The organism is Aeromonas sp. R5-4, assembly GCF_040908215.1.
Lineage (GTDB): Bacteria > Pseudomonadota > Gammaproteobacteria > Enterobacterales > Aeromonadaceae > Aeromonas > Aeromonas veronii.
Genome location: NZ_JBFODG010000034.1, coordinates 230,547 through 254,649, shown reverse-complemented (window position 1 = coordinate 254,649; position 24,103 = coordinate 230,547). Strand labels below are relative to the sequence as shown.

Annotated in this window: 16 protein-coding genes and 1 pseudogene; 6 read left to right on the top strand and 11 right to left on the bottom strand. The window is 57.1% G+C overall.

Annotated features, from left to right (window positions below):
* Window positions 1-50: 50 nt before the first annotated feature.
* Together AB5Y83_RS19675 and AB5Y83_RS19670 are read right to left on the bottom strand one after the other, a co-directional pair.
* Window positions 51-611 (bottom strand): hypothetical protein, encoded by a 561-nt coding sequence (locus AB5Y83_RS19675; protein ID WP_005337339.1) that lies wholly within the window; start codon window positions 609-611, stop codon window positions 51-53.
* 247 nt (window positions 612-858) lie between these two features.
* Entirely contained in the window at window positions 859-1,056 is a 198-nt protein-coding gene (locus AB5Y83_RS19670; RefSeq protein ID WP_021229696.1) for a type I secretion C-terminal target domain-containing protein, read from the bottom strand.
* A gap of 198 nt (window positions 1,057-1,254) precedes the next feature.
* Between AB5Y83_RS19670 and AB5Y83_RS19665 the strand changes: the two genes are divergently transcribed.
* Window positions 1,255-2,417, top strand: a protein-coding gene (locus AB5Y83_RS19665; RefSeq protein WP_368175811.1) for an IS3 family transposase whose coding sequence is annotated in 2 segments (ribosomal slippage) — window positions 1,255-1,510 and window positions 1,510-2,417 — 1,164 coding nt in all. Because the reading frame shifts where the segments join, the coding sequence is not laid out codon by codon here.
* A gap of 7 nt (window positions 2,418-2,424) precedes the next feature.
* Window positions 2,425-2,820: pseudogene (locus AB5Y83_RS19660) on the top strand (IS4 family transposase); the annotation flags it as partial.
* Window positions 2,821-2,852: 32 nt separating this feature from the next.
* On the opposite strand, the gene AB5Y83_RS19655 reads toward AB5Y83_RS19660, so the two are convergent.
* From AB5Y83_RS19655 to AB5Y83_RS19630, 6 genes are all read right to left on the bottom strand, one after another.
* Window positions 2,853-4,778 (bottom strand): EAL domain-containing protein, encoded by a 1,926-nt coding sequence (locus AB5Y83_RS19655; RefSeq protein WP_368175810.1) that lies wholly within the window; start codon window positions 4,776-4,778, stop codon window positions 2,853-2,855.
* A 3-nt stretch (window positions 4,779-4,781) separates the two neighbouring features.
* On the bottom strand, window positions 4,782-5,534 hold the full coding sequence (locus AB5Y83_RS19650) for a transglutaminase-like cysteine peptidase (RefSeq protein ID WP_005350994.1): 753 nt from the start codon (window positions 5,532-5,534) through the stop codon (window positions 4,782-4,784).
* Window positions 5,535-5,669: 135 nt separating this feature from the next.
* Window positions 5,670-6,986, bottom strand: a complete 1,317-nt coding sequence (locus tag AB5Y83_RS19645; protein WP_019445098.1) for a TolC family outer membrane protein — start codon at window positions 6,984-6,986, stop codon at window positions 5,670-5,672.
* Between the two features lie 37 nt (window positions 6,987-7,023).
* Complete coding sequence (locus AB5Y83_RS19640; RefSeq protein ID WP_236380965.1) at window positions 7,024-8,457, bottom strand: HlyD family type I secretion periplasmic adaptor subunit; 1,434 nt, start codon at window positions 8,455-8,457, stop codon at window positions 7,024-7,026.
* Window positions 8,450-10,594, bottom strand: a complete 2,145-nt coding sequence (locus tag AB5Y83_RS19635) for a type I secretion system permease/ATPase (protein WP_216948819.1) — start codon at window positions 10,592-10,594, stop codon at window positions 8,450-8,452. The genes AB5Y83_RS19640 and AB5Y83_RS19635 overlap by 8 nt, the downstream gene beginning before the upstream one ends.
* Before the next feature lie 377 nt (window positions 10,595-10,971).
* A complete protein-coding gene (locus tag AB5Y83_RS19630) occupies window positions 10,972-11,901 on the bottom strand; it encodes a TIGR01212 family radical SAM protein (protein ID WP_042083735.1) in 930 nt (309 codons plus the stop codon).
* 611 nt (window positions 11,902-12,512) lie between these two features.
* Between AB5Y83_RS19630 and gltB the strand changes: the two genes are divergently transcribed.
* Both gltB and AB5Y83_RS19620 read left to right on the top strand, forming a co-directional pair.
* Window positions 12,513-16,970 (top strand): glutamate synthase large subunit, encoded by a 4,458-nt coding sequence (gltB, locus tag AB5Y83_RS19625; protein ID WP_144712619.1) that lies wholly within the window; start codon window positions 12,513-12,515, stop codon window positions 16,968-16,970.
* 12 nt (window positions 16,971-16,982) lie between these two features.
* Window positions 16,983-18,398 carry an FAD-dependent oxidoreductase gene (locus AB5Y83_RS19620; RefSeq protein WP_368175809.1) on the top strand — a complete coding sequence of 472 codons (1,416 nt, stop codon included), beginning with the start codon at window positions 16,983-16,985 and terminating at the stop codon, window positions 18,396-18,398.
* A gap of 79 nt (window positions 18,399-18,477) precedes the next feature.
* On the opposite strand, the gene AB5Y83_RS19615 is transcribed toward AB5Y83_RS19620, so the two are convergent.
* The gene (locus tag AB5Y83_RS19615; protein WP_368175808.1) at window positions 18,478-19,056 is read right to left on the bottom strand and encodes an O-methyltransferase; all 579 of its coding nucleotides are present in this window, start codon (window positions 19,054-19,056) and stop codon (window positions 18,478-18,480) included.
* A 287-nt stretch (window positions 19,057-19,343) separates the two neighbouring features.
* Between AB5Y83_RS19615 and AB5Y83_RS19610 the strand changes: the two genes are divergently transcribed.
* Entirely contained in the window at window positions 19,344-20,639 is a 1,296-nt protein-coding gene (locus tag AB5Y83_RS19610; protein ID WP_005337380.1) for a DEAD/DEAH box helicase, read from the top strand.
* A gap of 98 nt (window positions 20,640-20,737) precedes the next feature.
* Window positions 20,738-21,388 carry a DUF2913 family protein gene (locus AB5Y83_RS19605; RefSeq protein ID WP_368175807.1) on the top strand — a complete coding sequence of 217 codons (651 nt, stop codon included), beginning with the start codon at window positions 20,738-20,740 and terminating at the stop codon, window positions 21,386-21,388.
* Window positions 21,389-21,487: 99 nt separating this feature from the next.
* On the opposite strand, the gene AB5Y83_RS19600 is transcribed toward AB5Y83_RS19605, so the two are convergent.
* Together AB5Y83_RS19600 and feoB are read right to left on the bottom strand one after the other, a co-directional pair.
* The gene (locus AB5Y83_RS19600) at window positions 21,488-21,727 is read right to left on the bottom strand and encodes a FeoC-like transcriptional regulator (RefSeq protein ID WP_005350974.1); all 240 of its coding nucleotides are present in this window, start codon (window positions 21,725-21,727) and stop codon (window positions 21,488-21,490) included.
* Entirely contained in the window at window positions 21,724-23,994 is a 2,271-nt protein-coding gene (feoB, locus tag AB5Y83_RS19595; protein WP_368175806.1) for a Fe(2+) transporter permease subunit FeoB, read from the bottom strand. The genes AB5Y83_RS19600 and feoB overlap by 4 nt, the downstream gene beginning before the upstream one ends.
* Between the last annotated feature and the right edge of the window lie 109 nt (window positions 23,995-24,103).

Sequence of the window (24,103 nt, the reverse complement as noted above, 5' to 3'; positions counted from 1 at the left end):
AAACCTCAATCGGAAAGATTGAGGCCATTATGCCCGTGCAGCTAAGGGATTCATATATCGTGCAAGGGGGGGAGCTGATCCAGTATCTGATTGGTCAGATCGAGACTAATGGTGACCATGCTGCCGGGATCCTGGCTCTGGTTTGCCATATCCAGCGCAGGAGCCGCGCCACAGACCAACACCTCATCATCGAAATGGAACGAGTCCCACGACAGAACATGTCCTTGCACCGCCTGTCCGATATTGGTGCCACCACTATCCTCCTCCATCGCAGACCAAGGGATGGTATCAGATGGTCCTAGCAAATCTTGCAACAACGGAGAGTGAAAACTGGCCAGCGGATACTCCTGCTGCCCCTGATGATGGCCAACCAGAATCATGTTATGGGCAGACTCGGTATCCATGACCGGCACATAAGTGATAGAGGCCGTAGCGAAATCAACATAGAGCGAGCCCGCTACATCACCGGCCTCATTCTCAATCTCCATCCCATCCAGCCGATCCCCCGCGATCGAGGCCTGATAGCCAAACTGGCCTGCGCAGGTAATGTTCCCCTGCCCATCCCAGCTATAACGGATGCCATCAATGTCGACCCAGTTGAATGACTGCATGATTACCCCTCTCCTCTACTACCGCTATCTTATCCATCCCCTTAGGGAAAAAACAGGGGCCAGGCAAGCCCGGCCCCGAGACAAGGTTATAGACCCACCTTGAGGTTGCCAACATCCTGCAGTTGCTTAACGATGTTGTTGCAATCGGTGGTAGGACCATTAACCTCCAAATCGAGACTACCTTAGAAAGTTCTGTCTCTCCACCTGCCTCAGCGGAATCGATAGTCAACATCTTGGTAGTCATAAGCTACAAGTAATTCTCCAACACCACCGCCAAATCTTCGTTTTCATCCCATGCTGGTACGCCAACCAGCAAATCAGACAGATCAAGTACATCTCCACCGCTTGCAGGTGTCCCCAAGGTGAAATCCGTGACAGTGTAGGTACTGCCATCCGTATTGCCAGCTATCCACTTCCAGGCATTGCAGCCAGCGCCACCGGTCATAGTGTCGCTCCCCAGAATAAGGATGCTCTCACCAAGACGACCAATCAGGGTATCACTCCCTTTTTGCCCAAAGATGATGTCATTACCACTATCTCCCTCAAGGGTATCATTGCCACCGCTACGTTGCCATTATAGTGGTCTAATCATCCCGGACATCATTTTAGGTGGTACAGTCGCCACCATGACCTGAGGTGTTCAATGACAAGATTACGTCGCTCATTTACTGCCGAATTCAAACTCGAAGCCGCATCCCTGGTGCTCGACCAGGGATATTCAGTCCCCGAAGCCAGCCGTTCACTGGACGTTGGTGAAACCGTACTTCGTCGCTGGGTTCAGCAGCTTCAATCCGAACACAGTGGCACAACCCCAATCAGCAAAGCGCTAACTCCTGAGCAGCAGAAAATCCAGGAGCTGGAAGCCCGTATCAATCGACTCGAACGTGAAAAGGACATTCTAAAAAAGGCTACTGCTCTCTTGATGGCGGACGACTTCACACGTACGCGCTGATAGACCGATTAAGGGAGCAAGCCCCCATCACTCTGGTCTGCTGCGCCTTCGATGTGCCCACTTCCTGTTTTTACGATTATCTGGCCCGCAGGCGGGCGATTAACCGTGAGCGCATGCAGCAGCGCTCTGAGTTGCGCCGGTTGTTCAAAGCGAGCCGGAACTCAGCGGGCAGCCGCGCCTTGATGTCGATGATGCGAGAGTTGGGGTATCAGATTGGCCGATTCAAAGTACGTAACCTGATGAAGGAAGCCGGGCTGGTATCCAAACAGCCGGGCGCACACCGCTATAAGGTGGCACGGTCTGAACGACCGGACATTCCCAATCTGCTGGCCCGCGAATTTGATGTCCAGCAACCCAATCAGGTGTGGTGTGGCGATATCACCTACGTCTGGGCCGGTGGTCGTTGGCATTACCTGGCCGTGGTGCTCGACCTGCATACCCGACGGGTCGTGGGCTGGGTGATGTCAGATAAACCAGATGCCGAGCTGGCCATCAAAGCACTGGAGATGGCCTATCAGCCGCGGGGTTGCCCATTCGGTGCGCTATTTCACTCCGACCAGGGCAGCCAATATGGCAGTCGGGCATTTCGGCAACGACTGTGGCGCTATCGCATGACCCAGAGAATGAGTCGGCGTGGCAACTGCTGGGATAACGCCCCGATGGAACGGTTGTTCAGAAGCCTGAAGTCAGAGTGGCTCCCGGCAACGGGATATATGAGCTTGCGAGAGGCGAAGCGGGATATCAGTTACTACCTGATGGATTACTACAACTGGCGGCGTCCACATCAATACAATCACGGGATGCCGCCAGCAAAAGCCGAAGATCGGCCTAACCAAGTGTCCGGATTTAGTTGACCACTACAAGTTGGGCTATCGGGAGATGAAGCACAGCCTGCAACAACACCGGCGGACCCTGCGCAGCAAGAAGGCGGCGGGGATACGGCAAGAGCTGTGGGGCGTGCTGCTGGCGTATAACCTGCTGCGCAGCCAGATGGTAAAGATGGCGGCGAGTCTGAAGGGATACACGGCGAGCCAGCTGAGTTTTCACATGGCATAGGTGTACCTCATCCATGAACTGAACTGAATGCCGTACCTGTCACCGGGGAGTATCCCGAAGTGGGTGGCGGAGCTGGATAAGCAGGCGGGGCAGTTTGTATTACCGGAGCGAAGGGAGCGGAGTTACCCCCGCAGTGTGAAGGCAAGACCACAAAAGTATGCGGTGCAAAAAGCCAATAAAAACAATGCCAGTCAGACTTAACTGACTGGCATTACCTATCGGGGCCATTTAATTCAAGACAATGGGAAGGCAGGATGAACAAATCCCTGGTAACCATCGATATGCAACTTGGAAAGCAGTTCCACTTGATGTTGATCCTCGACACGGGTCGCAATGGTGGTCACACCGGCATTGTGTGCGGCGCGACACACTGCAGCCAGGAATGAGGTGTCAGCCCCCGGCTCCATGACCTGACTGGTATAACCGTGATCAACCTTGACATAAGCCGGCGACAACTCCTCCAGATAGCCCAGAGACTGGAAGTGACGACCATAGTGGTCAACCCCCCACTGGAAACCATGAGCTTGCAAGGTGCCAACCAACGCAGCCACGTTGTCTTTATGTTTCATGATGGCAGCTTCAGGTATTTCAAATAACAACCGCTCTTTGAGCTCTGCATGCTCGGTCAGATAGCGCGTCAGCCAGGTTAAAAATTCATCCGAGCAGAGCGAGCCAGCAGTGATGTTGATCGCCAGTACCAGATCAGACTGTTTTTGCAGTAATGGAACGCAAGCATCAAGCACCGCTTGGTCAAACTCGCCACCCAATTTGAACTGTTCAATCGCGGGCAAGAACTGACCGGCAAAATAATCAGTGCCATCCCGAGAGATAGAAGCAAATAGCTCGGCATGCAACCTTGCTCCATTATCAAACCGGCAAGCTGGTTGTGCTTTGAAGCGCCAAAGTTGTCGTGAAATGGCATCTTGTACCAGATCTCGCCAGGCCAAACGCCCCATCAAACCTTGCTCGGTCCCCCCTTCCATCACCACAGCACCACGGCGTTCATTGCGCGCCTTGCCAAGCGCGTTATCGGCTTTGGTCAACAAGGCAGAGAGATCATCATTGCCATCACGACCAGCAATACCGATGACGGAGAGCGCATCCCCTTCGCCCATTGGATTCACCACCAGATCGGCAATGCGGCTATTAATCACTTCAGCCAGCTCTTTTAACTGAGTGAGATCGTCAGTTGGACAGAGCAGCGCATATTCCGTCGCGGAGATCCGTGCCAAGGCTGCGCCATCCCACCCTTTTAATTGCTCTTTCAAAGCCTGAGCTATCGATTTGACCATGTTGTCACGGGCAGCAAAGCCTTCATCGCGATAGATATCATCCAGCATGTCGACCGCAACCAGCATGACGCCACCTTGGCCAGCCTCCGCTATCCATGCGTTTACCTGGCCCACAAAATAGGCTCGGTTGCCAAGCCCCGACACGGCATCGACATAAACCCGCTCACGCAATTTCTCGGCCTCATCGGCTTGCTCTTTGAACTGCAACGCCAACTTGCTTGAGAGGGTGTTGATCGCCTGAACGACCTGCTTCAATTCATGGGTTTTAGGCTCCGGGATCGTATGACCGAAATGGTGCAGCTCAATCTCGACGGCTTGATCACAGATCTGTTTGAGTGGCTTGAGCAAGTAGTTGAGTGCTCTCATCAACAAAATTGTGGTGATCAAAAAGCCGACCAGAAACCAGCTCGCCAGCTCACTCATCCCACGCCACAACTCGTAATAAGCCTGGCCGGGGTGACCCACTACTTTTAATTTTCCAAGCTGCAACCAGCCAGACGTCAGAATTGACTCGTTAGATACCTCAGGAAACAGTCCCAATTTCACAAACCACTGTGGCACCCCCTGAATATTGTTGGTATTTTCCTGCTCGATGGCATCCTTTGATGCCAGCAGATCAAGGCGAACTAGTCGATAATAGCCACCATCAAAAATGGCCTGGATCACCGACTCGGCACCAACCTTGTCACCGTTTTCCAGATAGGGGGTGAGCGCAAGCCCCAGTGAGGTTGCCGTATTGATGACCGTTGTTTCCTGTTGCTGCGCCAGATAAGTGCGGGTTGAATTGAATTGCACCCAGTATGTGGCCGCAAATAACAATCCAAACAGCAGCAGCATGGTGGCTAATAACTGTCGATAGAGCGTCATAGGTTAATCATCCAAATTCACCACTGGCCGAGCCAATCGCCCCGAGGTCATGCGATTGCGTAAATCATTCCATAATCCCAAGCGGGATGATTGACCAGCCAGTTCCCCTTGGCCTCGTGCCTTCATCAACCACAAGTGACTACCGTTAAAACTGTAAATAGGCACCAGATCACGCCGCTGTGTGGCAGGGCGAATCGAGCCTATCAAATTATCCAAAATAACCGGAACGGAAGAGGGTGTCTCATAATATGCCACCACCATGTGAAACTGGTTGTAATCAAGAGCCTTGACGTACACCATCCGCATTTTATCATCAGGGATCCCAAGCTCGAGCAGCGTAGAGTATTTGGCGATACTGAAATCTTCACAGTCTCCCCCAGCGGCTCCCAAAAATTCTAGCGGGGTTGCCCAATAATCCTTTTTGCGCCACAACTTGATATCGTCAATAAAACGCATCCGATTGAAAAAATTATTTACTCGCTCAAGCTTTTTTTCTTCGCTCAGGGCCCTGCCCTTCGTCTCCATGACCAGCATACGCCAACTAGTTACACGCTTGCCGGCTCTGGCGCCATAGGTCTGCTCCGCCCGTTTGATCAAGTTGAGATCTTCCTGTGGCAGAGGCTGACTGGCACAGAGCAGAAGTGAGAAGGGTAACAGCAGGATCCATAAGGAGTGGCGCAGAGCGCGTAAGGATCGGTATCTCCATTCATTGAGAAGATAACACCATCGGCTACCGGTACCACGCTGGAGTGTCACATCATATTCCTGCTGCATTATTACTGCTGCACTCCTCAAAGCTCGTACAACAACCTGCGTTAGCCAAACATGGTGACTGCCAGCTGCAATCACCATGTTGGCGTTCATGATCCCAGCGGGATCATGAACAAACGGTTATTGCCTGGCCTGCCATTCAGCGGGTTGTTTAACGCTAAATGCATTGAGCAGGCTGCCTGTCGCGTTGAGAATGCGATAGTCCGCCAGCAGTGCATCATACTCGGCAGTGATATAGCTGCGACGCGCCTCAAACAGTTCGTTCTCGGTGTTCAATACGTCCAGCAATGTCCGTTGACCCAACCCAAACTGCTTCTTGTACGCCTGTACGGTGTCATAGCTGGCGTCAACATGCTCTTTCAGGAAGGTCTTTTGCTTGGCCAACGACTCTTTCGCGTTCCAGGCCAGACGAGTTCCTTCCTCCACTTGGCGGAACGCATTCAAATGAATGTCTTTCGCCTGAGAGTAGAGCGCCGATGTTGCATTGCTCTCTGCCACATCAGAACCGCCACGGAACAGGTTGTAACGCATCCGCACCATGGCGGTCAGATCATCGTTGCGCCCTTTGACCGCATCGATATCCTCATTCCAGTTCTGATCGACCTCGAATGTCACATTCGGGTAGAAACCGGATTTGGCACCTTCATGTTGATACTTGGCCGCTTCGATATCCTGCAGGGAAGAGAGCAAGGTCGGGTGGACTTCGGTCGCTGTTTTCAGCGCACTATCGAGGCTGGTCGGGATAAGCTCGGTATTGGGAACCGGCTGTACCAGATCTTTGGGAACCTCGTTCACGACACGAATAAATTCACTCTCTGCGTCGCGATAGTTGTTTTCTGCAGCGGCCTGATTTGAATAGGCCCGGGCAACACGACCTTCAATCTGGGTCTGATCCGCAGTAGAACCAAGCCCTGAATCAGTCCGCTTGCTGATGTCGCTGCGGATTTGTTCGTGGGTTTCCAGGTTCTGTTTGGAGAGTTCCAAAATCTCCTGCTGACGCAGCATATTGAGGTAGACCTCAGCTACTCGCAGCGCGGTATTTTCAGCTTCGGAGATCATCGCCAGACGCTGGGCATTGGCTTCAGCTTCGGTTCTGGAGACGTTGTTGCTGACATCAAAGCCATCAAACAACATTTGCCGCAGGCTGAGTCCAGCCTCTTTACGAGTCAACGAGTCATCACTGTTTGGGTTAATTCTTGTCGAAGGACTGTCCGTCTTCTCATAACCTACACCACCACGCAGATCGATCGTAGGATAATAGCCACCCTTGGCTCCATCATGCTGATAGAGTCGTGCCTGATACAGATCAAACGCTTCCTTTATCTTGGGATGCGTAGCAAGTGTCTGTGCCACCGACTCTTCCAGAGTCTGGGCCTGACCTAAACTCGGGATCAGGATGCAGCCACTGACCAGCATGGCAACAATCGTTTTTTTCATGTTATCTCCAGTCATGTTTTGTTTTTAGATTGTTGGCTTATCGTTCTCTCAGTGCCGACTGCTTTGCCCGTAAAATCGGCTTAAGCAAATAGTCTAGGACACTTTTTTTACCAGTAATGATATCAGCACTGGCTAACATACCGGGGATGATGGGAAGTGCGTTAAGCTCATCGCCCAAGTAACTCTTCTCTGTTCGAACACGAACCAGATAAAAGGAGTTCCCCTCCTCATCCTGGATCGAATCCGCACTTATCTGTTCAACCTTGCCATGCAATCCTCCATAGATTGTAAAGTCGTAGGCAGTAATTTTGACGATGGCATCCAGCCCCGGTCGCAGGAAGGCGATATCTTTCGGTGACACCTTGGCTTCTACCAGCAAGGTATCCTCCAACGGCACAATCTCCATCAAATCCATGCCGGGCTGAACCACGCCGCCCAGGGTGTTGATCTTGAGTTTCTTGATGGTGCCCTTGAGCGGAGCAATCACGCTGGTCCGGTCGACCCTGTCTCGCAAGCCAACCTGCCCTTCTGACAACTGGCCAAGCCGCCCCTGTTTCTCATTCAGTTCAGTCTGGGAATCTGCTCTGAACTTCAGCGCAATATCATTACGCTTGGAGATGGTCTCACGCAGTACCGAATTGAGTTTTGGGATCAGCAGACGGTTGCTCTCCAGTTCCCCCTGCATCTCGTTGACCTGCCTCTCCAGCTTAATTAGCTCCACTTGAGGCACTATACCCTCTTTCGCCAGCGGACGGCTAATATTCAGTTCCTGTCTGGCCAGATCCACACTGCGATTCACGGTGCGGATCTTGGCATTCAGTTCAATCAGCTCCTGCTCTTTCTGTTCGATTTGCTGACCAAGAATATAGAGCTGGTTCTTCAGGTTATTGAGGCGATCCCGCTGTACAGAGCGCTCACGGTGTGCGTATTCGGCAAAGACAGTTTCATAACCATCGGGGAACTGAATAGGCGCTTCGCCTACCACGACCTGCTCACGCCACCCCAGTGCCGGGTCGTTTTTCACCTCGACGCTGGCCATCTCGGCGCGCAGACGGGCCACATCCCCCTTGAGGGTGACCACCTCTTGCTCCCGTTCTCTAAAGTCGGAGCGGAAACGGGTGTCATCAATACGCAGCAGCGGCTGCCCCTTTTCGACGATATCCCCCTCTTTGACGAAGATCTCTTTGACGATCCCCCCTTCCAGGTTCTGGATCACCTGCAGCTGACGGGACGGAATAACCTTGCCCTGACCCACGGTGACTTCATCCAGTTCGGCCCAGGCCGCCCAGACGATGGCGCTCATGAAAAAGAGGAAACAGCACCATAGCAGGATACGAGCTCCGGTCGGCGTGGTCAGCAGTACAGCTGCCGCGCCGTCATCGACAAACTCCAGATGCTCGGGTGCTGGCAATACATCGCCGGAAGGCGTCTTTTTGCTGCGCTTGAACCAGTCCATTAGCCCCTTAACCATGGGACACCTCCTGCACGCGCACCTTGCCTTCCTTCAACTGCTGTAACACCACCTCTTTGGGGCCATCAGCCACTATCTGCCCCTGCTCGATGACGATCACTCGCGATGCCACATCCAGCATCGAGGTTTTGTGAGTGATGAGGATCAATGTGGTTTCCGGGCCCAGTCTGGCGAGCTCCTGTTTGACCTGCATCTCGGACTGGTTGTCCATGTTGGAGGTCGGCTCATCCATCACCAGAATGGGGGGATCATTGAGCAGGGCGCGTGCCAGCAGGATCGACTGACGCTGGCCACCGGAAAGCTGACGGCCACCCTCACCTATCTGCCGATCCAGCCCGTTGGGATCCCGGTTGGTAAAGTTGGTGACACCCGCCCGCTTGGCGGCGCGCAATACTCTCACGTCATCCACCAGCGGATTACCCAGCATGATGTTGTCCCGCACCGATCCGAAAAAGAGAATGACATCTTGCGGAACACAGCCGATATTGCGACGGATCACCGCAGGCGGCAGTTGATCAAGTTCAAAGCCGTCGATACGTACCGAGCCATCGGTCGGTCGATACAACCCCATCAACAGCTTCTCCAGGGTCGTTTTACCCGCCCCAATCCGGCCGATAATCGCCACCTTTTCGCCCGGCTGAATGCGCAAATTGATATTGTGCAGGGTGCTGGTTTCCATTCCCGGATATTTGAAGGAGACATTTTCGAATTCAATTCGACCGGCAATCACCGGATGATGGATATATTGCTTGCCCTCCTCCTGCTCTCCCGGGGTTTGCATGATTTTTTCCAGAATATCCAGTGCAGATTTGGCCTGGTTATAACGGGTCGACAACACGGAGAGTTGCACCATAGGCGCAATGGCGCGGCTGGATAGCATCACAGCAGCAATCATCCCCCCCATGGTGACCAAACCTTCGGAGATCTGGTAAACACCGACGATTACCAGACCGACCGTCACCACCTGCTGGATATAACTGGCCAGCGAGGACATGGAGTTGGTAATGCGGCGGGTCTGTACGCCCCAGGTGGAAATATGGGAAACGGCCTGTTCCCAGCGATGCTGGAACATGCTCTCGGCGCCGAAAATCTTGACGGTTTCCAGCCCGGAAATACTTTCAATCAGGTTGGCGTTCTTCTGGGACGCAAGGCGCGAACCCTCTTCGATGGACTGCTTGAGGGGCTCCTGAATATATAAGCTGTAGGCGATGAGGATCAGCATGGCGACGATGGGGACCACCACCATCACACCTGCAAACATCCAGATAATAAAAAGGAAGAAGACGGCAAAAGGGAGATCGATAAGAGTAGAAACCGTTGCGGAGGTGAAAAACTCCCGCACCGATTCAAATTCCTGCAGATGTTTGGCGAACGCGCCAGTGGAAGCGGGACGAGATTCCATCCGCATGCCCATCACCTTGGCGAAAATCTTGGCGGATAGCAGCACATCAGACTTTTTGCCAGCGATATCGATAAAGTAACTGCGCAACTGCCGCATCACAAAATCAAATGTGAAGACCACCATGGCCCCGACCGCCAGCACCCAGAGTGAATCAAACGCCAGATTGGGCACAATCTTGTCATAGACGTTCATGGTGAAAAGAGGGCTGGCAATGGCAAACAGGTTGATAAGAATGGAGGCGATCAGCACATCGCGATAGATACCGCGGGATTCGAACAAGGTGCTCCAGAACCAGTGTCCATCACGGGTTTCCAGCACCTTGGGAGAGCGCTCGTCAAACTTGAACTGCTTCTTTACATAGAAGAGGCGCCCCAGATACTCATCACCCAATTGGGCTGCGGTCAGCCATTGCGCGGCATCACCAGCCTGCGGGAAAATCACTTTCCCCTGGCTGCGATCTTCGTTCCACTCCAGCAAAATGCAGGCGCCACCACTGCGCATCTGCAATACGCAAGGCAGCAGCAAGGGAGAAATATCGGCCAGTGGCTGGATCACTTCACGGGCGGATAACCCGCCCCGCTCGGCAGCACGGCAAAAGAGTGCGGTAGTCAGGCGTCCGGAGACCAGTGGCAACCCGGTCGTCAGGGCATCCTGACTGTTGGGCACACCATAAAAACGGGTCAAGAAGACCAGACACTCCAATAACTCATCAATACGACTTGTTTCTGCTTGCATAGCATCCTGTCACTGCATAAATGAGGTAGATAAGAGCGTTCATCGCTCATATTTCCCTGCTATAGCCACGCTAAAACCGAGTGGCCTTCCCGCTGATGAGACTGATCAGGGGATAAACCTGTCCAGATAGATCGCGACACTCATCGCCAATTTCCCGGCACAGCAGCAATGGCGGCATGATTCGTTATTGGTAAAAATAATCGGCTCATCAACACCATGCTAACACTGCAATCAGGGTGAATGTCGGAGTTAATTGATAATGACATTTATTATGGCGCACCACTATATCAACCGGCACGTACCAAAACTATAGTTTAGGGTATGAAGTTTTTTATATAACCCTATGTTTTACGTGAAAATAATAATCTGGCGCTCAATTATAGGTCAGGAAGTATGAAGGGTCTGCCCAACGCGTGACCTTGCGGGCCGTTCAATGAGAGTGCTTTGGCAATGTCCGCCATGGCCGTCCAGCGGTTTTCACACCAGGCTGGCGCCAACAGAGTCGGACGGCGCGCGGAGGCCGAAATCCGGTGATACACCACCTCGGGCGGCGTGTGCTGGATCATGGCAACGGCCGCCTCCACATACTGCTCCAGCGTCAATACCTCAAGGCGCCCCGCCTGCCATGCCTTGCCAAGAGTACTACCCTCAACCACATGAAGCGGATGCAACTTGATCCCCTCAACACCGGTCTCAACGATGCGATGCAGGGTATCGAGGCTGTCCATCGGCACTTCGCCCGGCAGGCCGACGATCAGATGAGCACATACCTTGATGCCGCGCTGATGGGCACGTCTTACCGCATCCTCATAGGCGGCATAACCGTGGCCGCGGTTGATCCGTTGCAGGGTCTTGTCGTTGGCACTTTGCAGCCCGAGCTCCAGCCACACCTCGTAGCCCCGGGCCTGATAGCCCGCCAACAGATCCAGCACCGCATCAGGTACGCAATCGGGGCGAGTGCCCACGCAGAGCCCCACCATATCGCTCACTGACAGCGCCTCTTCATACATCCGCTGCAGATACTCGACCTCGGCATAGGTGCTGGTATAGGCCTGAAAGTAGGCAAGATAACGCTTGGCACGGGTGACTTCGTCCCGGCGAGCCAGCAGTTGTTGCACCACGGAGAGTTGCTGAGCCGACTCGTCAGCAAAAGAGGATACGTTGCAGAAGGTGCAGCCACCACGGCCCAGGGTGCCGTCACGGTTCGGGCAGGTGAAGGCCCCGTGGATGGAGAGTTTGTGGATCTTCTGACCATGACGCTGCTTGAGATCCTGACCGAATGTATTGACAAGTTCGTGTAACTGCATGACACCTCCGCTAAAGGAGCGCCATTGTACGAGCTTGCGCAAAACAGGGGCTGAGCTGGATCAAGCTAGCGGAGAGGGTAAAACATATAAATACCCGATCAATTTTGAATAAATATAGAGAAAAAGCGCAAAAAAAGGATTTTTACAGTTCTTTGACGATTCAAACAGTAAACATCCATATGAAAATGAGACCTGATAACCCACTGTTGAACAATGAAAAATTCAAAGAGACCCGACAGCACACAATTGCAAGCATGGGATATTGAAAATGTGATCCCTTCCGCTGTCGGCCACATCGGGTTGGTAAAATTACTACATTCGCCCATCGTCGCCGAGCGCACCATTGAGCCCGCCAATGGCGATATATTTAACCAACAAAATCAAACTACACAGAATAAACACTCCATAACTGCGAGCTAATCCCCCTAACCCGACATTTTGTTATGCGAATGTAACCATGAAGACAAACCTGACCTGCGATTGACCTCGCCAGAAAATCCCATTAGTTTGGAGATTCGCCACGTCAGGCAGACGGAACCACAAGAGCCAATCGCAATTTATGCAGTCAGGTGATGACTGTGCGATACAAGGCCGAGCAAGGGAGAAATGCAATGTCACTATATGATCCAAAGCTGGAGAGGGATAACTGTGGCTTCGGCCTGTTGGCCCACATGGAAGGGGAAGCCAGCCACAAGCTTGTCCGTCTCGCGATGTCAGCATTGGCTCGCATGCAGCACCGCGGCGGGATCTCCGCCGATGGCAAGACCGGCGATGGTTGCGGTCTGCTGCTGCAAAAACCGGACAGCTTCTTCAGAGCTGTCGCCGAGGAGAAGGGATGGCACCTTGGCCGCAACTATGCGGTCGGCATGCTGTTTCTCAACCCTGACCCCGTATTGGCCCAGCAGACTCGCGACATCATCGACGAAGAGCTGGAAAAAGAGACCCTGAGTCTGGTCGGCTGGCGCAAGGTGCCCGTCGATACCAACGTACTCGGTACCATCGCCAAAGCCTCCCTGCCCAGCATTGAACAGGTCTTTGTCAACGCCCCGCCCGGCTGGGTCGACAAGGATCTCGAGCGCCGTCTCTATATCGTGCGCCGCCGCATCGAAAAGCGCGTCAACGACGACTACTTCTATGTGGTCAGCCTCTCCAACCTGGTCACCGTCTATAAAGGGCTGTGCATGCCGGTGGACTTGCCGCGCTTCTATCTGGATCTCGCCGACATCCGTATGCAGGCGGCCATCTGCGTCTTCCACCAGCGCTTCTCCACCAACACCAGCCCGCGCTGGCCGCTGGCGCAGCCGTTTCGCTATCTGGCCCACAACGGCGAGATCAACACCATCGCCGGCAACCGCCAGTGGGCCAAGGCGCGCAGCTACAAATTTGCGACGCCGCTGATCCCCGATTTGCAGGAAGCGGCTCCCTTCGTCAACACCACCGGCTCTGACTCCTCCAGCCTCGACAACATGCTGGATCTCTTCCTCGCCGGTGGTATGGACCTGTTCCGCGCCATGCGCCTGTTGATCCCGCCAGCATGGCAAAAGCACCCGAACATGGATGACGACCTACGCGCCTTCTACGACTTCAACTCCATGCACATGGAGCCGTGGGATGGCCCCGCCGGTATCGTCATGACCGATGGTCGCTACGCCACCTGCGCACTTGATCGCAACGGTCTGCGTCCGGCCCGCTACGTCATCACCAAGGACAAGTTCATCACCCTCGCCTCAGAAGTTGGTACCTGGGACTACACCCCGGACGAAGTGCTGGAGAAGGGCCGAGTCGGCCCGGGCGAGCTGTTCGTGGTGGATACCAGCAACGGCAAGGTGTGGACCAGCTTCGAGATCGATGACGATCTCAAGACCCGCCACACCTACAAACAGTGGATGGACAAACATTGCCGCCGACTGGTCCCCTTCGAGCAGATGGACGACAGCCAGACCGGTAGCCGCGAGTTCTCCGACGACCAGCTGAAAACCTATCAGAAGCTATTTGGCTACTCCTTCGAGGAGCTGGATCAGATCATCCGGGTGCTCGGTGAAAATGGTCAGGAGGCGGTGGGCTCCATGGGGGATGATACCCCGATGGCGGTGCTCTCCTCCGGCCCGCGCACCCTCTATGACTACTTCCGCCAGATGTTTGCCCAGGTGACCAACCCGCCCATCGACCCGCTGCGGGAAAACCACGTGATGTCGCTGGCCACCTGTATCGGTCGCGAGCAGAACGTCTTCAACGAGACCTTCGGCCACGCCCACCGGGTGCTGTTCCAGTCGCCGATCCTGCTCTACTCCGACTTCCACCAGCTGCTGGCACTGGAAGGTGAGTACTACCGTCATCAGGTGATCAGCCTCAACTTCAAGCCCGAAGAGGGGCTGGAAGCGGCCATCGTGCGCATCTGCAACGAGGCCAAAACTGCTGCCAAGAGTGGCACCGTGCTGCTGGTGCTGTCGGATCGCGATATCAGCGCCGACACCCTGCCGATCCCGGCCGCCATGGCGGTGGGCGCGGTACAGCGCACCCTGGTGGACAACAACCTGCGCTGCGACGCCAACATTCTGGTGGAAACTGCAAGCTGCCGTGACCCGCACCACTTCTCGGTGCTGCTCGGCTTTGGCGCGACCGCCATCTACCCCTATCTCGCTTACGAAACCCTGGCCAAACAGGTTGAAGAGGGCGTGCTCACCATGTCCCTGCGCCAGGCGATGGTCAACTACCGCAACGGCATCAACAAGGGGCTCTACAAGGTGATGTCCAAGATGGGCATCAGCACGGTCGCCAGCTACCGCTGCTCCCAGCTGTTCGAAGCGGTGGGCCTGGCCAAGTCGGTGGTCGATACCTGCTTCCGCGGCGTATCGAGCCGTATTCAGGGTGCCGATTTTGCCGACATCCAGCAGGATCAGCACAATCTGGCCCGTCAGGCATGGCTGGTGCGCAAGCCCCTCCCCCACGGCGGCCTGCTCAAGTTCGTGCACGGCGGCGAGTACCACACCTATAACCCGGATGTGGTGCAGACCCTGCAAACCGCGGTGCGCTCCGGCAACTATGCCGATTACAAGGAGTATGCCCGTCTGGTGAACGAGCGCCCGGTTGCCACCTTGCGCGATCTGCTGGCACTGAAGAAGGTCGACAATCCGGTCGCGCTGGATCAGGTTGAGCCAGCCGACAAGCTGTTCCCCCGCTTCGACTCCGCCGCCATGTCCATCGGCGCCCTCGGCCCTGAGGCCCACGAGGCACTGGCTGTTGCCATGAACCGTCTCGGTGGTCAGAGCAACTCCGGCGAAGGGGGCGAGGATCCCAAGCGTTTCGGTACCGAGAAGAACTCCCGCATCAAGCAGGTGGCCTCCGGCCGCTTTGGTGTCACCCCCCACTACCTGATGAACGCCGATGTAGTGCAGATCAAGGTGGCGCAGGGGGCCAAGCCCGGCGAGGGTGGCCAACTGCCCGGTGACAAGGTGACTGCCCAGATCGCCCAGCTACGCTATTCCGTGCCCGGCGTGACCCTGATTTCACCGCCGCCGCACCACGACATCTACTCCATCGAGGATCTGGCCCAGCTCATCTTCGACATCAAGCAGATCAACCCGAGCTGTCTGGTGTCGGTGAAACTGGTCTCCGAGCCCGGCGTCGGCACCATCGCCTGCGGCGTGGCCAAGGCCTATGCCGACTTCATCACCATCTCCGGTTATGACGGCGGCACTGGCGCGAGCCCCCTCACCTCGGTCAAATATGCCGGCTCCCCGTGGGAACTGGGTCTGGCTGAAACCCAGCAGGCGCTGGTCGCCAACGGTCTGCGCCACAAGGTGCGGCTGCAGGTGGATGGCGGTCTCAAAACCGGCCTCGACATCATCAAGGCGGCCATCCTCGGCGCCGAGAGCTTCGGCTTTGGCACCGGCCCCATGGTGGCGCTCGGTTGCAAATACCTGCGTATTTGCCACCTGAACAACTGCGCCACCGGCGTTGCCACTCAGGATGAGAAGCTGCGTCGCGAGCACTTCACCGGCCTGCCGGAGATGGTGATGAACTACTTCAAGTTCATCGCCGAAGAGACCCGCGAACTGATGGCCCAGCTCGGCGTCACCCAGCTGACTGACCTGATTGGCCGCACCGATCTGCTGGAAGCCCTGCCCGGCCTCACCGCCCGTCAGGCCAAGCTGGATCTCTCTGGCATTCTGGCCCGTCCAGTTGCTCCGGCAGGCTCCAGCCTGTTCAGCCAGCAGCACAACCCCACCTTCGACAAGGGGCCGCTCAACCTGAAAATGGTGGAAGACCTGCTGGAGGCGGTCGAGACCTCAAGCGGCGGCGAGTTCCGCTACGACATTCGCAACACCGACCGCTCGGTGGGGGCGCGCCTCTCGGGCGAGATCGTCAAACGTCACGGCAACCAGGGGATGGCAGCAGACCCGGTCAAGGTGCACTTCAACGGCACCGCAGGCCAGAGCTTCGGCGTCTGGAACGCGGGTGGCCTTGAGATGATCCTCACTGGCGATGCCAACGACTACGTGGGCAAGGGGATGACCGGCGGCAAGCTGGTGATCAAGCCCCATGTCGGTGTGGCGTTCAAATCCCATGAAGCGGCCATCATCGGCAACACCTGCCTCTACGGCGCCACCGGCGGCAAACTCTACGCCGCAGGGACTGCCGGCGAGCGTTTCGCGGTGCGCAACTCCGGCGCCCTGGCGGTAGTCGAGGGGATTGGCGACAACGGTTGTGAATACATGACCGGCGGCATCGTCACCGTGCTCGGTCAGACCGGCGTCAACTTCGCGGCGGGCATGACCGGCGGCTTTGCCTACGTGCTCGACGAGTGCGGCAACTTCGCCAAGCGCACCAACCCCGAGCTGGTGGAACTGCTGGACGTGGCGGATCTCGCCATCCATCAGGAGCACCTGCGCGGCATCATCACGGCGCACCTCAATGAGACCGGCAGCTCGCGCGCCGAGGAGATCCTGGCCAACTTCGACTCCTATGTGCCCAAGTTCAGGCTGATCAAACCCAAGTCCAGCGACGTGAAATCGCTGCTGGGTCACACCAGCCGTTCCAGTGCAGAACTCAGAATCCAGGCGCAATAAGGAGGGAACCCTATGAGCCAGAACGTATTTCAGTTTATCGATGTGCAGCGGGTCGACCCGCCCAAGAAGCCACTCAAGATCCGCAAAATCCAGTTTGTGGAGATCTACGAGTCCTTCAATCAGCCGCAGGTACAGATGCAGGCGGATCGCTGCCTCGAGTGCGGCAACCCCTACTGCGAGTGGAAGTGCCCGGTCCACAACTACATCCCCAACTGGCTGAAACTGGCCAAAGAGGGGCGCATTCTGGAGGCGGTGGAGCTCTCCCACCAGACCAACAGCCTGCCGGAAGTGTGCGGTCGGGTCTGCCCGCAGGATCGCCTCTGTGAGGGCTCCTGCACCCTCAACGATCGCTTCGGCGCGGTGACCATCGGCAACATCGAAAAATACATCACCGACAAGGCGTTCGAGATGGGCTGGAAGCCCGATCTCTCGAACGTGGTCAAGACCGGCAAGCGGGTCGCCGTCATCGGCGCCGGCCCGGCGGGTCTCGCCTGTGCCGACGTGCTGGCACGCAATGGCGTCACCCCAGTGGTGTTTGACAAATATCCGGAGATCGGTGGCCTGCTTACCTTCGGCATCCCCTCCTTCAAGCTGGAAAAAGAGGTGATGCAGCGTCGCCGCGAGATATTCCAGGGGATGGGCGTGGAGTTTCGTCTCGAAACCGAGGTGGGCAAGGACATCACTTTCGCCGATCTGCTCGGCGAGTTCGATGCGGTCTTCCTCGGGGTCGGCACCTACAAATACATGAAGGGCGGCTTTGCCAACGAAGAGGCGCCGGGAGTCTATGACGCCCTGCCCTACCTCATCGCCAACGCCAACCGGTTGCTGGGGTTCGAGAAGGCACAAGCTGACTACATCGACTTCGCCGGCAAGCAGGTGGTTGTGCTGGGCGGTGGCGATACCGCCATGGACTGCGTGCGTACCGCCATCCGTCAGGGAGCCGCCAAGGTGATCTGCGCCTATCGCCGCGACGAGGAGAACATGCCGGGCTCCAAGCGGGAGGTGAAAAACGCCCGCGAGGAGGGGGTTGAGTTCATGTTCAACCTGCAACCGGTAGCGGTCGAGCTGGATGCCAGTTGTCGCACCGTCGGCATCAAAGTAGTGAGCACCGAGCTGGGTGAACCCGATGCCAATGGCCGCCGCAATCCGGTGGTCATCGAGGGCTCAGAGCAGGTGTTGGCCGCCGATGCGGTGGTGATGGCGTTTGGCTTCCAGCCCAACCCCCAGCCCTGGATGGCGGAGTTCGGCATCGAGCTCGACAACCGGGATCGCATCAAGGCCCGCGAGCAGGCGGAATATGCCTTCCAGACCAGCAATCCCAAGGTGTTCGCCGGTGGCGACGCGGTACGCGGCTCCGATCTGGTGGTGACCGCCATCTACGAAGGGCGCAAAGCGGCCGAAGGGATCATGGACTATCTGGCGGTCTGATCTGACCGGCCACAGCCGTGATGTTCCCTAACAATCAGCCTCGCCAATGCGGGGCTGATTTTTTGTAGCTACCCACCCCCTACAAACGCACCACCAGCCACTCCCCCTTGCCGACCGGCACCAGCGAGGTGGCAAAGGCCGGATCCTGCCCGACCTCGTTCATCCACTCCACCATCTCGCTGCGATGGGAGATGGCGTTGTCGACCACCAGCAGGCCACGGGGTGCCAGCAGGCGGCGGATCTGCGGCCACCATGCCCGGTAGTGCTGACGATCCGAATCGAGGAAGATGAGCTGATAGCCAGCTTGCGGCAAGGTCGGTAACAGCACACTCGCATCCCCTGCCAGCAAGGTTACCCAGGGGGCCAACCCTGCCTGCTGAAAGTTGTCATGGGCCTGTACGCGCTTATCCTCATCCAGCTCAATGGTGGTCACGTGCCCCTCCAGCCGACGCACCGCTTCTGCCAGCCAAAGCGTGGAGTAACCATTAGAGGTGCCAATCTCCAGCACCGCCTGCGCCCCACGGGTCTGCACCAGCACTGACAGCAACTCCCCCGTGTCGCGGGTGATATTGAGCAGCTTGCGGTGGCGAGCCTGCTGCATGCTGTCATTGCGCTCGCCAAGCTGCTCCAGCTGGCGTTTTAACTGTTCCAGTTCCATCGATATCCCTTTCGTCCTTGCCCAAAACCGTTAGCCCACACCTCCAAGCTTGGCATTTGGGAGTCAAATGATTGCTTTCAACCGCCATTCACACCACAAAGGATGAGAAAAGGACAACCATTTGAGGCAGAATTTGTGACGTCTATCTGTTACACTTCGCGCCCGCCATTTTCCGGCTCACTCTCTGACTTGATGTCAGGCGCAGCCGTCGGTGGTTACAACCTCCGTCTCGCTCATGCCGAGCTAACCAAGCCAAACACAGCCCAGCTGGAACACAGGAACCCATTATGAGATTTGAATCGTTCGATTTTGCCCCCGAGATTTTGCGTGCTGTCTCAGATTGCGGTTATCAGGAGATGACCCCTGTGCAGCAACAGGCGATCCCGGCCATTCGCCGTGGCCGCGATGTGCTGGCCAGCGCCCAGACCGGTACCGGCAAGACCGCCGCCTTCGCCCTGCCCATCTTGCAGCGTCTGGTAGACAATCCGGCTCCGGTCCAGCCTTCCAACGCCCGTGTGCTGATCCTGACCCCGACCCGCGAGCTGGCGGCTCAGGTGGCGAGCAACATCAATGACTTCGCCAAGTATCTCGATATCACCACCATCACCATCGTCGGCGGTGGCAAGCAGGACGTGCAGGCCAAGAAGCTCAAAGCGGGCGCTCACATCATTGTGGCCACCCCGGGCCGTCTGCTGGAGCACCTCACCGCCTGCAACCTCAGCCTCTCCGGCGTCGAGTGTCTGGTGATGGATGAAGCGGATCGCATCCTCGACATGGGCTTCAGTGCCGATGTGCAGAAGATCCTGCAAGCGGTCAACAAGACCCGTCAGAACCTGCTCTTCTCCGCCACCTTCTCCGATGCGGTGAAGAAGCTGGCCAACCTGATGCTGGACAGACCGCAGATCGTCAGCGTCAACAAGCAGAACTCCACCGCCGACACCGTCAGCCACACCGTCTATCCGGTCGAGCAGAAGCGCAAGCGCGAGCTGCTCTCAGAGCTGATTGGCAAGCAGAACTGGCAGCAGGTGCTGGTGTTCGCCAGTACCCGCGAGAGCTGTGATGTGCTGGTCGAGGAGCTGAACCTCGACGGCATCAAGTCCGCCGTGGTCCATGGCGAGAAGGCCCAGGGCAACCGTCGCCGCGCCCTGCGCGAATTCATGGAAGGCAAGGTACGGGTACTGGTAGCCACCGAAGTGGCCGCCCGTGGTCTGGATATCCCGGATCTGGAATACGTGGTCAACTATGATCTGCCGTTCCTGGCGGAAGATTACGTGCACCGCATCGGCCGTACCGGTCGTGCCGGCAAGCGCGGCATGGCCATCTCCTTCGTCAGCCGTGAAGAGGAGCGTACCCTGCTGGAGATCGAGGCCCTGATCGGCCAGAAGATCCGTCGCATCATGGTGCCTGGCTATGAGGTGAGCAGCCGTGACGAGCTGATCAAACAGTTGCAAGAGCGTCGTCGCTTCGGCAAGCGCCCGCAGCGTGAAGATAACGCCGTGGCCCAGGTAATGGCCGAAGCCAAGCTGCAGGGTCAGCGCCTCAAGCGTCTGGCCGCCGCCAAGAAGCCCCGTCAGCCGAAATAAGGCGGGCAGTTGCTCTATTGAACCGCAAAGGCGCCACTGGCGCCTTTGCCATCTCTGTCATCGGTGTTGACCCCTGGTGGTCAACTCAAGGATTGCTTATGACCTCTCCGACCTACAATCAGGCCCTGCTCGAGATGGCCACTCAAAGCCTGGCCGAACTGGCCCGCACCGCCGAGCAAAAGGCGGGCAAGCGCACTCCAGCGCAAGAGAGCCACTTTCTCTGCACCTGGATGGCCGACTCCCTCAAGGAGAAGCGCTTCTCCCGTCTGGTGATGGAAGATTTGAAAGCTTGGGTGCAGCTTGGCCGCACGCTGGGTGCGGGCGCCGATCTCAAGGGATTGCTGGAGCGCATCGCCTTCCAATACCAGTGCGCCATGACCAATCCGCAGCAATTGGGAGCCAAGCTGGCGGCCCTGCTGGAGGAGCTCTCAGCGGCAGGCTGGCTGGTACTGACCGAGAGCGAAGTGAACGCCAAGCTGCGCCTGCAATCTGGCGGTCAGGCGAGCTTGGTGGTAAGCCATAGCGAATATGAAGGCCATATCAAGGACGGTGAGCTTGTCAAACCCCTCACCCTCTATGTGCGCGGTGACGAGAAGGTGCTGGCCGAGGCGGCCTTCAAGCACGGCCTGCTGCTGAGCCAGGGCAACAAGAAAACCACCCTGGTCAAACACCACAAGGCCTACCGGCTGATGCCAGACAACGCCCAACCGGCGCTGGCACTGCTGAGCGAGGCTCGCCAGAGCGCCTGATCTCGCCTGTTTTCAGCAATAAAAACGGCAGGCCCTCATTTAAAGCAGGGTCTGCCGTTTCTTATTGTTCGATCTTTGGTGATGAGGTTGGGTAGTCGTTTAGCGGATCTTGATGCCAATCTGGCCCGCGTCACACCACTCGAACATCACCTCCTCGCTCTTGCCGCAGCAACTGCCACCACAGACCCGACTCTCGCGCTTGATGACCCGCCCCTTGCGCATCCAGACGCCGAGCATGGCCTCCACCGCATCTTCCGAGGTGTGGAAGTGGCGAGCCAGATCACGCCGGCTCACCTTCTGCTGCGCGGCGAGGTAATCCCCCAGCTCGCGCAGGATCATAAGGTCACCACCTTGCGGGCAACGATGTCACCGTGACGGCGACCGGCCCACCAGAGCAGTCCCAGAGAGAGGCCGTAGCTGACGATCCAGAACAGGCTCTGCTCCGGATGAGCGGCAAAGGTCGCAACCTGATAGAAGAGGGTGGCGCACATAAAGGCCATATAGTTGCACCATACCGCCGTCATCAGTGCCCACTGACGACCGGTTTCCCGCACCAGCGCGCCCATGGCGGCGGCGCAAGGCATGTAGAGCAGCACGAACAAGAGGTAGGCAAAGGCACCGGCCGCCCCGTCGAAGTGAGTCTGCATGTTGCCGTAGGTGGAGACATCCACCTCCTGCGCCTCGGCGGCAGCTTTCTGGTCGTCGAGGTTGCCAACATCAAGCCCCATGGGGTCGCTCGGGTTGATCTCCGCCAGATTGGCCGCCACGGCATCGATCGCCTCGTGGAAACTGGCCACCAGCGAGAACTCGCTCTCCTCCTCTGCATCGCCACCACCGGCGTAGAGGCTGTTGAGGGTACCGACCACCGCCTCTTTGGCGAAGATACCGGTGACGATACCGACCGTGGCCTGCCAGTTGTCATCGCGTACACCTATGGGGTGCAGCACCGGGGTCACCGCCTGGCTTATCTTGCTCAGGACCGAGCTCTCCTGCTCCTGATGGCCGAAGCTGCCATCGGTACCCAAGGAGTTAAGCACGCTCAGCACGGCAACCACCAGCACGATGGTTTTACCTGCGCCAAAGACGAAGGATTTGAGCTTCTGCCAGGTCTTGATGGCAACGTTGACCGGACGCGGCCACTCGTAATCCGGCATCTCCATCAGCATGGAGTCGCTCTTGCCCGGCAGCAGGGTGCTGCGCAGCAACAGGCCGGTGAGCACCGCCACCACAATGCCGATGAGGTAGAGACCGAACACCAGGTTCTGACCTGACTCGGGGAAGAAAGCCACCGCAAACAGGGCGTAAACCGGCAGACGGGCACCGCACGACATGAAGGGAGCCATGGCGGAGGTCATCAGCCGCTCCCGCTCGGAGTTGAGGGTACGGGTCGCCATCACCGAGGGGACGGTACAACCAAAGCCCATCAGCATCGGTACGAACGCCTTGCCTGGCAGGCCGAGGCGGCGCATCAGGGCATCCACCACGAAGGCGGCGCGGGCCAGATAGCCGGAGCTCTCCAGCACCGCGAGGAACAGATAGAGGCAGCCAATCACCGGAATAAAGGTGGCCACGGTCTGCAAGCCGACCCCGAAGCCATCAGCCAGAATGGCGCCCAGCCACTCGGGGGCATTGACCAGCCCCAGCAGGTGGTGCACCCCATCGACAAACAGGGCGCCGCCCATGATGTCGAAGAAGTCGATAAAGGCGCTGCCGACGTTGATGGCAAACAGGAACATCAGGTACATGACAAACAGGAAGAAGGGGATGCCAATCCAGCGATTGAGCAGCACCCGATCCAGCCACTCGCTCTGGGCCTCGGTGAGCTTGCCCTTCTGCTGACGTGCCTGTTGTACCCACTTGTGGATATGGCCGTAGCGAATATCCGCCAGTTGCAGGTCGATATCCTGTCCCTGATGGGCGCGAGCCACTACATTGGCGGCGGCCGCCTGCTGACCGGGCAGCAGGGTCTCCTGCATCACCGCATCCTCTTCCAGCAGGCGCAGGGCGCGGCCACGGGTAGTGAGATGATGCGGGGCGAGCAGGGTCTCCAGCTCCGCCAGATCGGTTTCAAGCGCGTGGCCGTAATCGAGCTGCAAGGCGGCTTGCGGCTGACCGATAAACTGGCGGATCTGCTGCTTGAAGGCGGCAACCTGCTTGCTGTTGTGGGCAGAGAGGGCCACCACCGGGCAACCGAGGGATTTGCCGAGCTTGCTCTCGTCGATGACGATGCGGCGCTTTTGCAGGATATCCAGCTTGTTGAGCACCACCACCATGGGCAGGCCCAGTTCGCGCAGTTGCAGCGTGAGGTAGAGGGAGCGCTCCAGATTGGCGGCATCGATGACGTTGAGCAGCAGGTCGGGTTGTTGGCCCTGGGCAAAGCGGCTGGCGATCTGCTCGTCCAGACTGCCATCCTGACTGGCCAGGCTATAGATGCCGGGCAGATCCATCAGCTTGAAGTGATGCTCACCCGCGCTGAACTCACCCATCTTCTTGTCGACGGTGACGCCACTCCAGTTACCTACCTGCTGGCGGGCGCCGGTCAGGGCGTTGAACAGGGAGGTCTTGCCGCTATTGGGGTTACCTACCGTTACCAGGGAATAATTCATACCAGCTCTACCTCTATTTTCTTCTGAACCCGCCGCGTGTGTGGCAAGCCGCTTTGCAGGTTCGACTTCTTGTCTCTGAACCGCTCCCGGTGACTTTCTTGACCGAAGC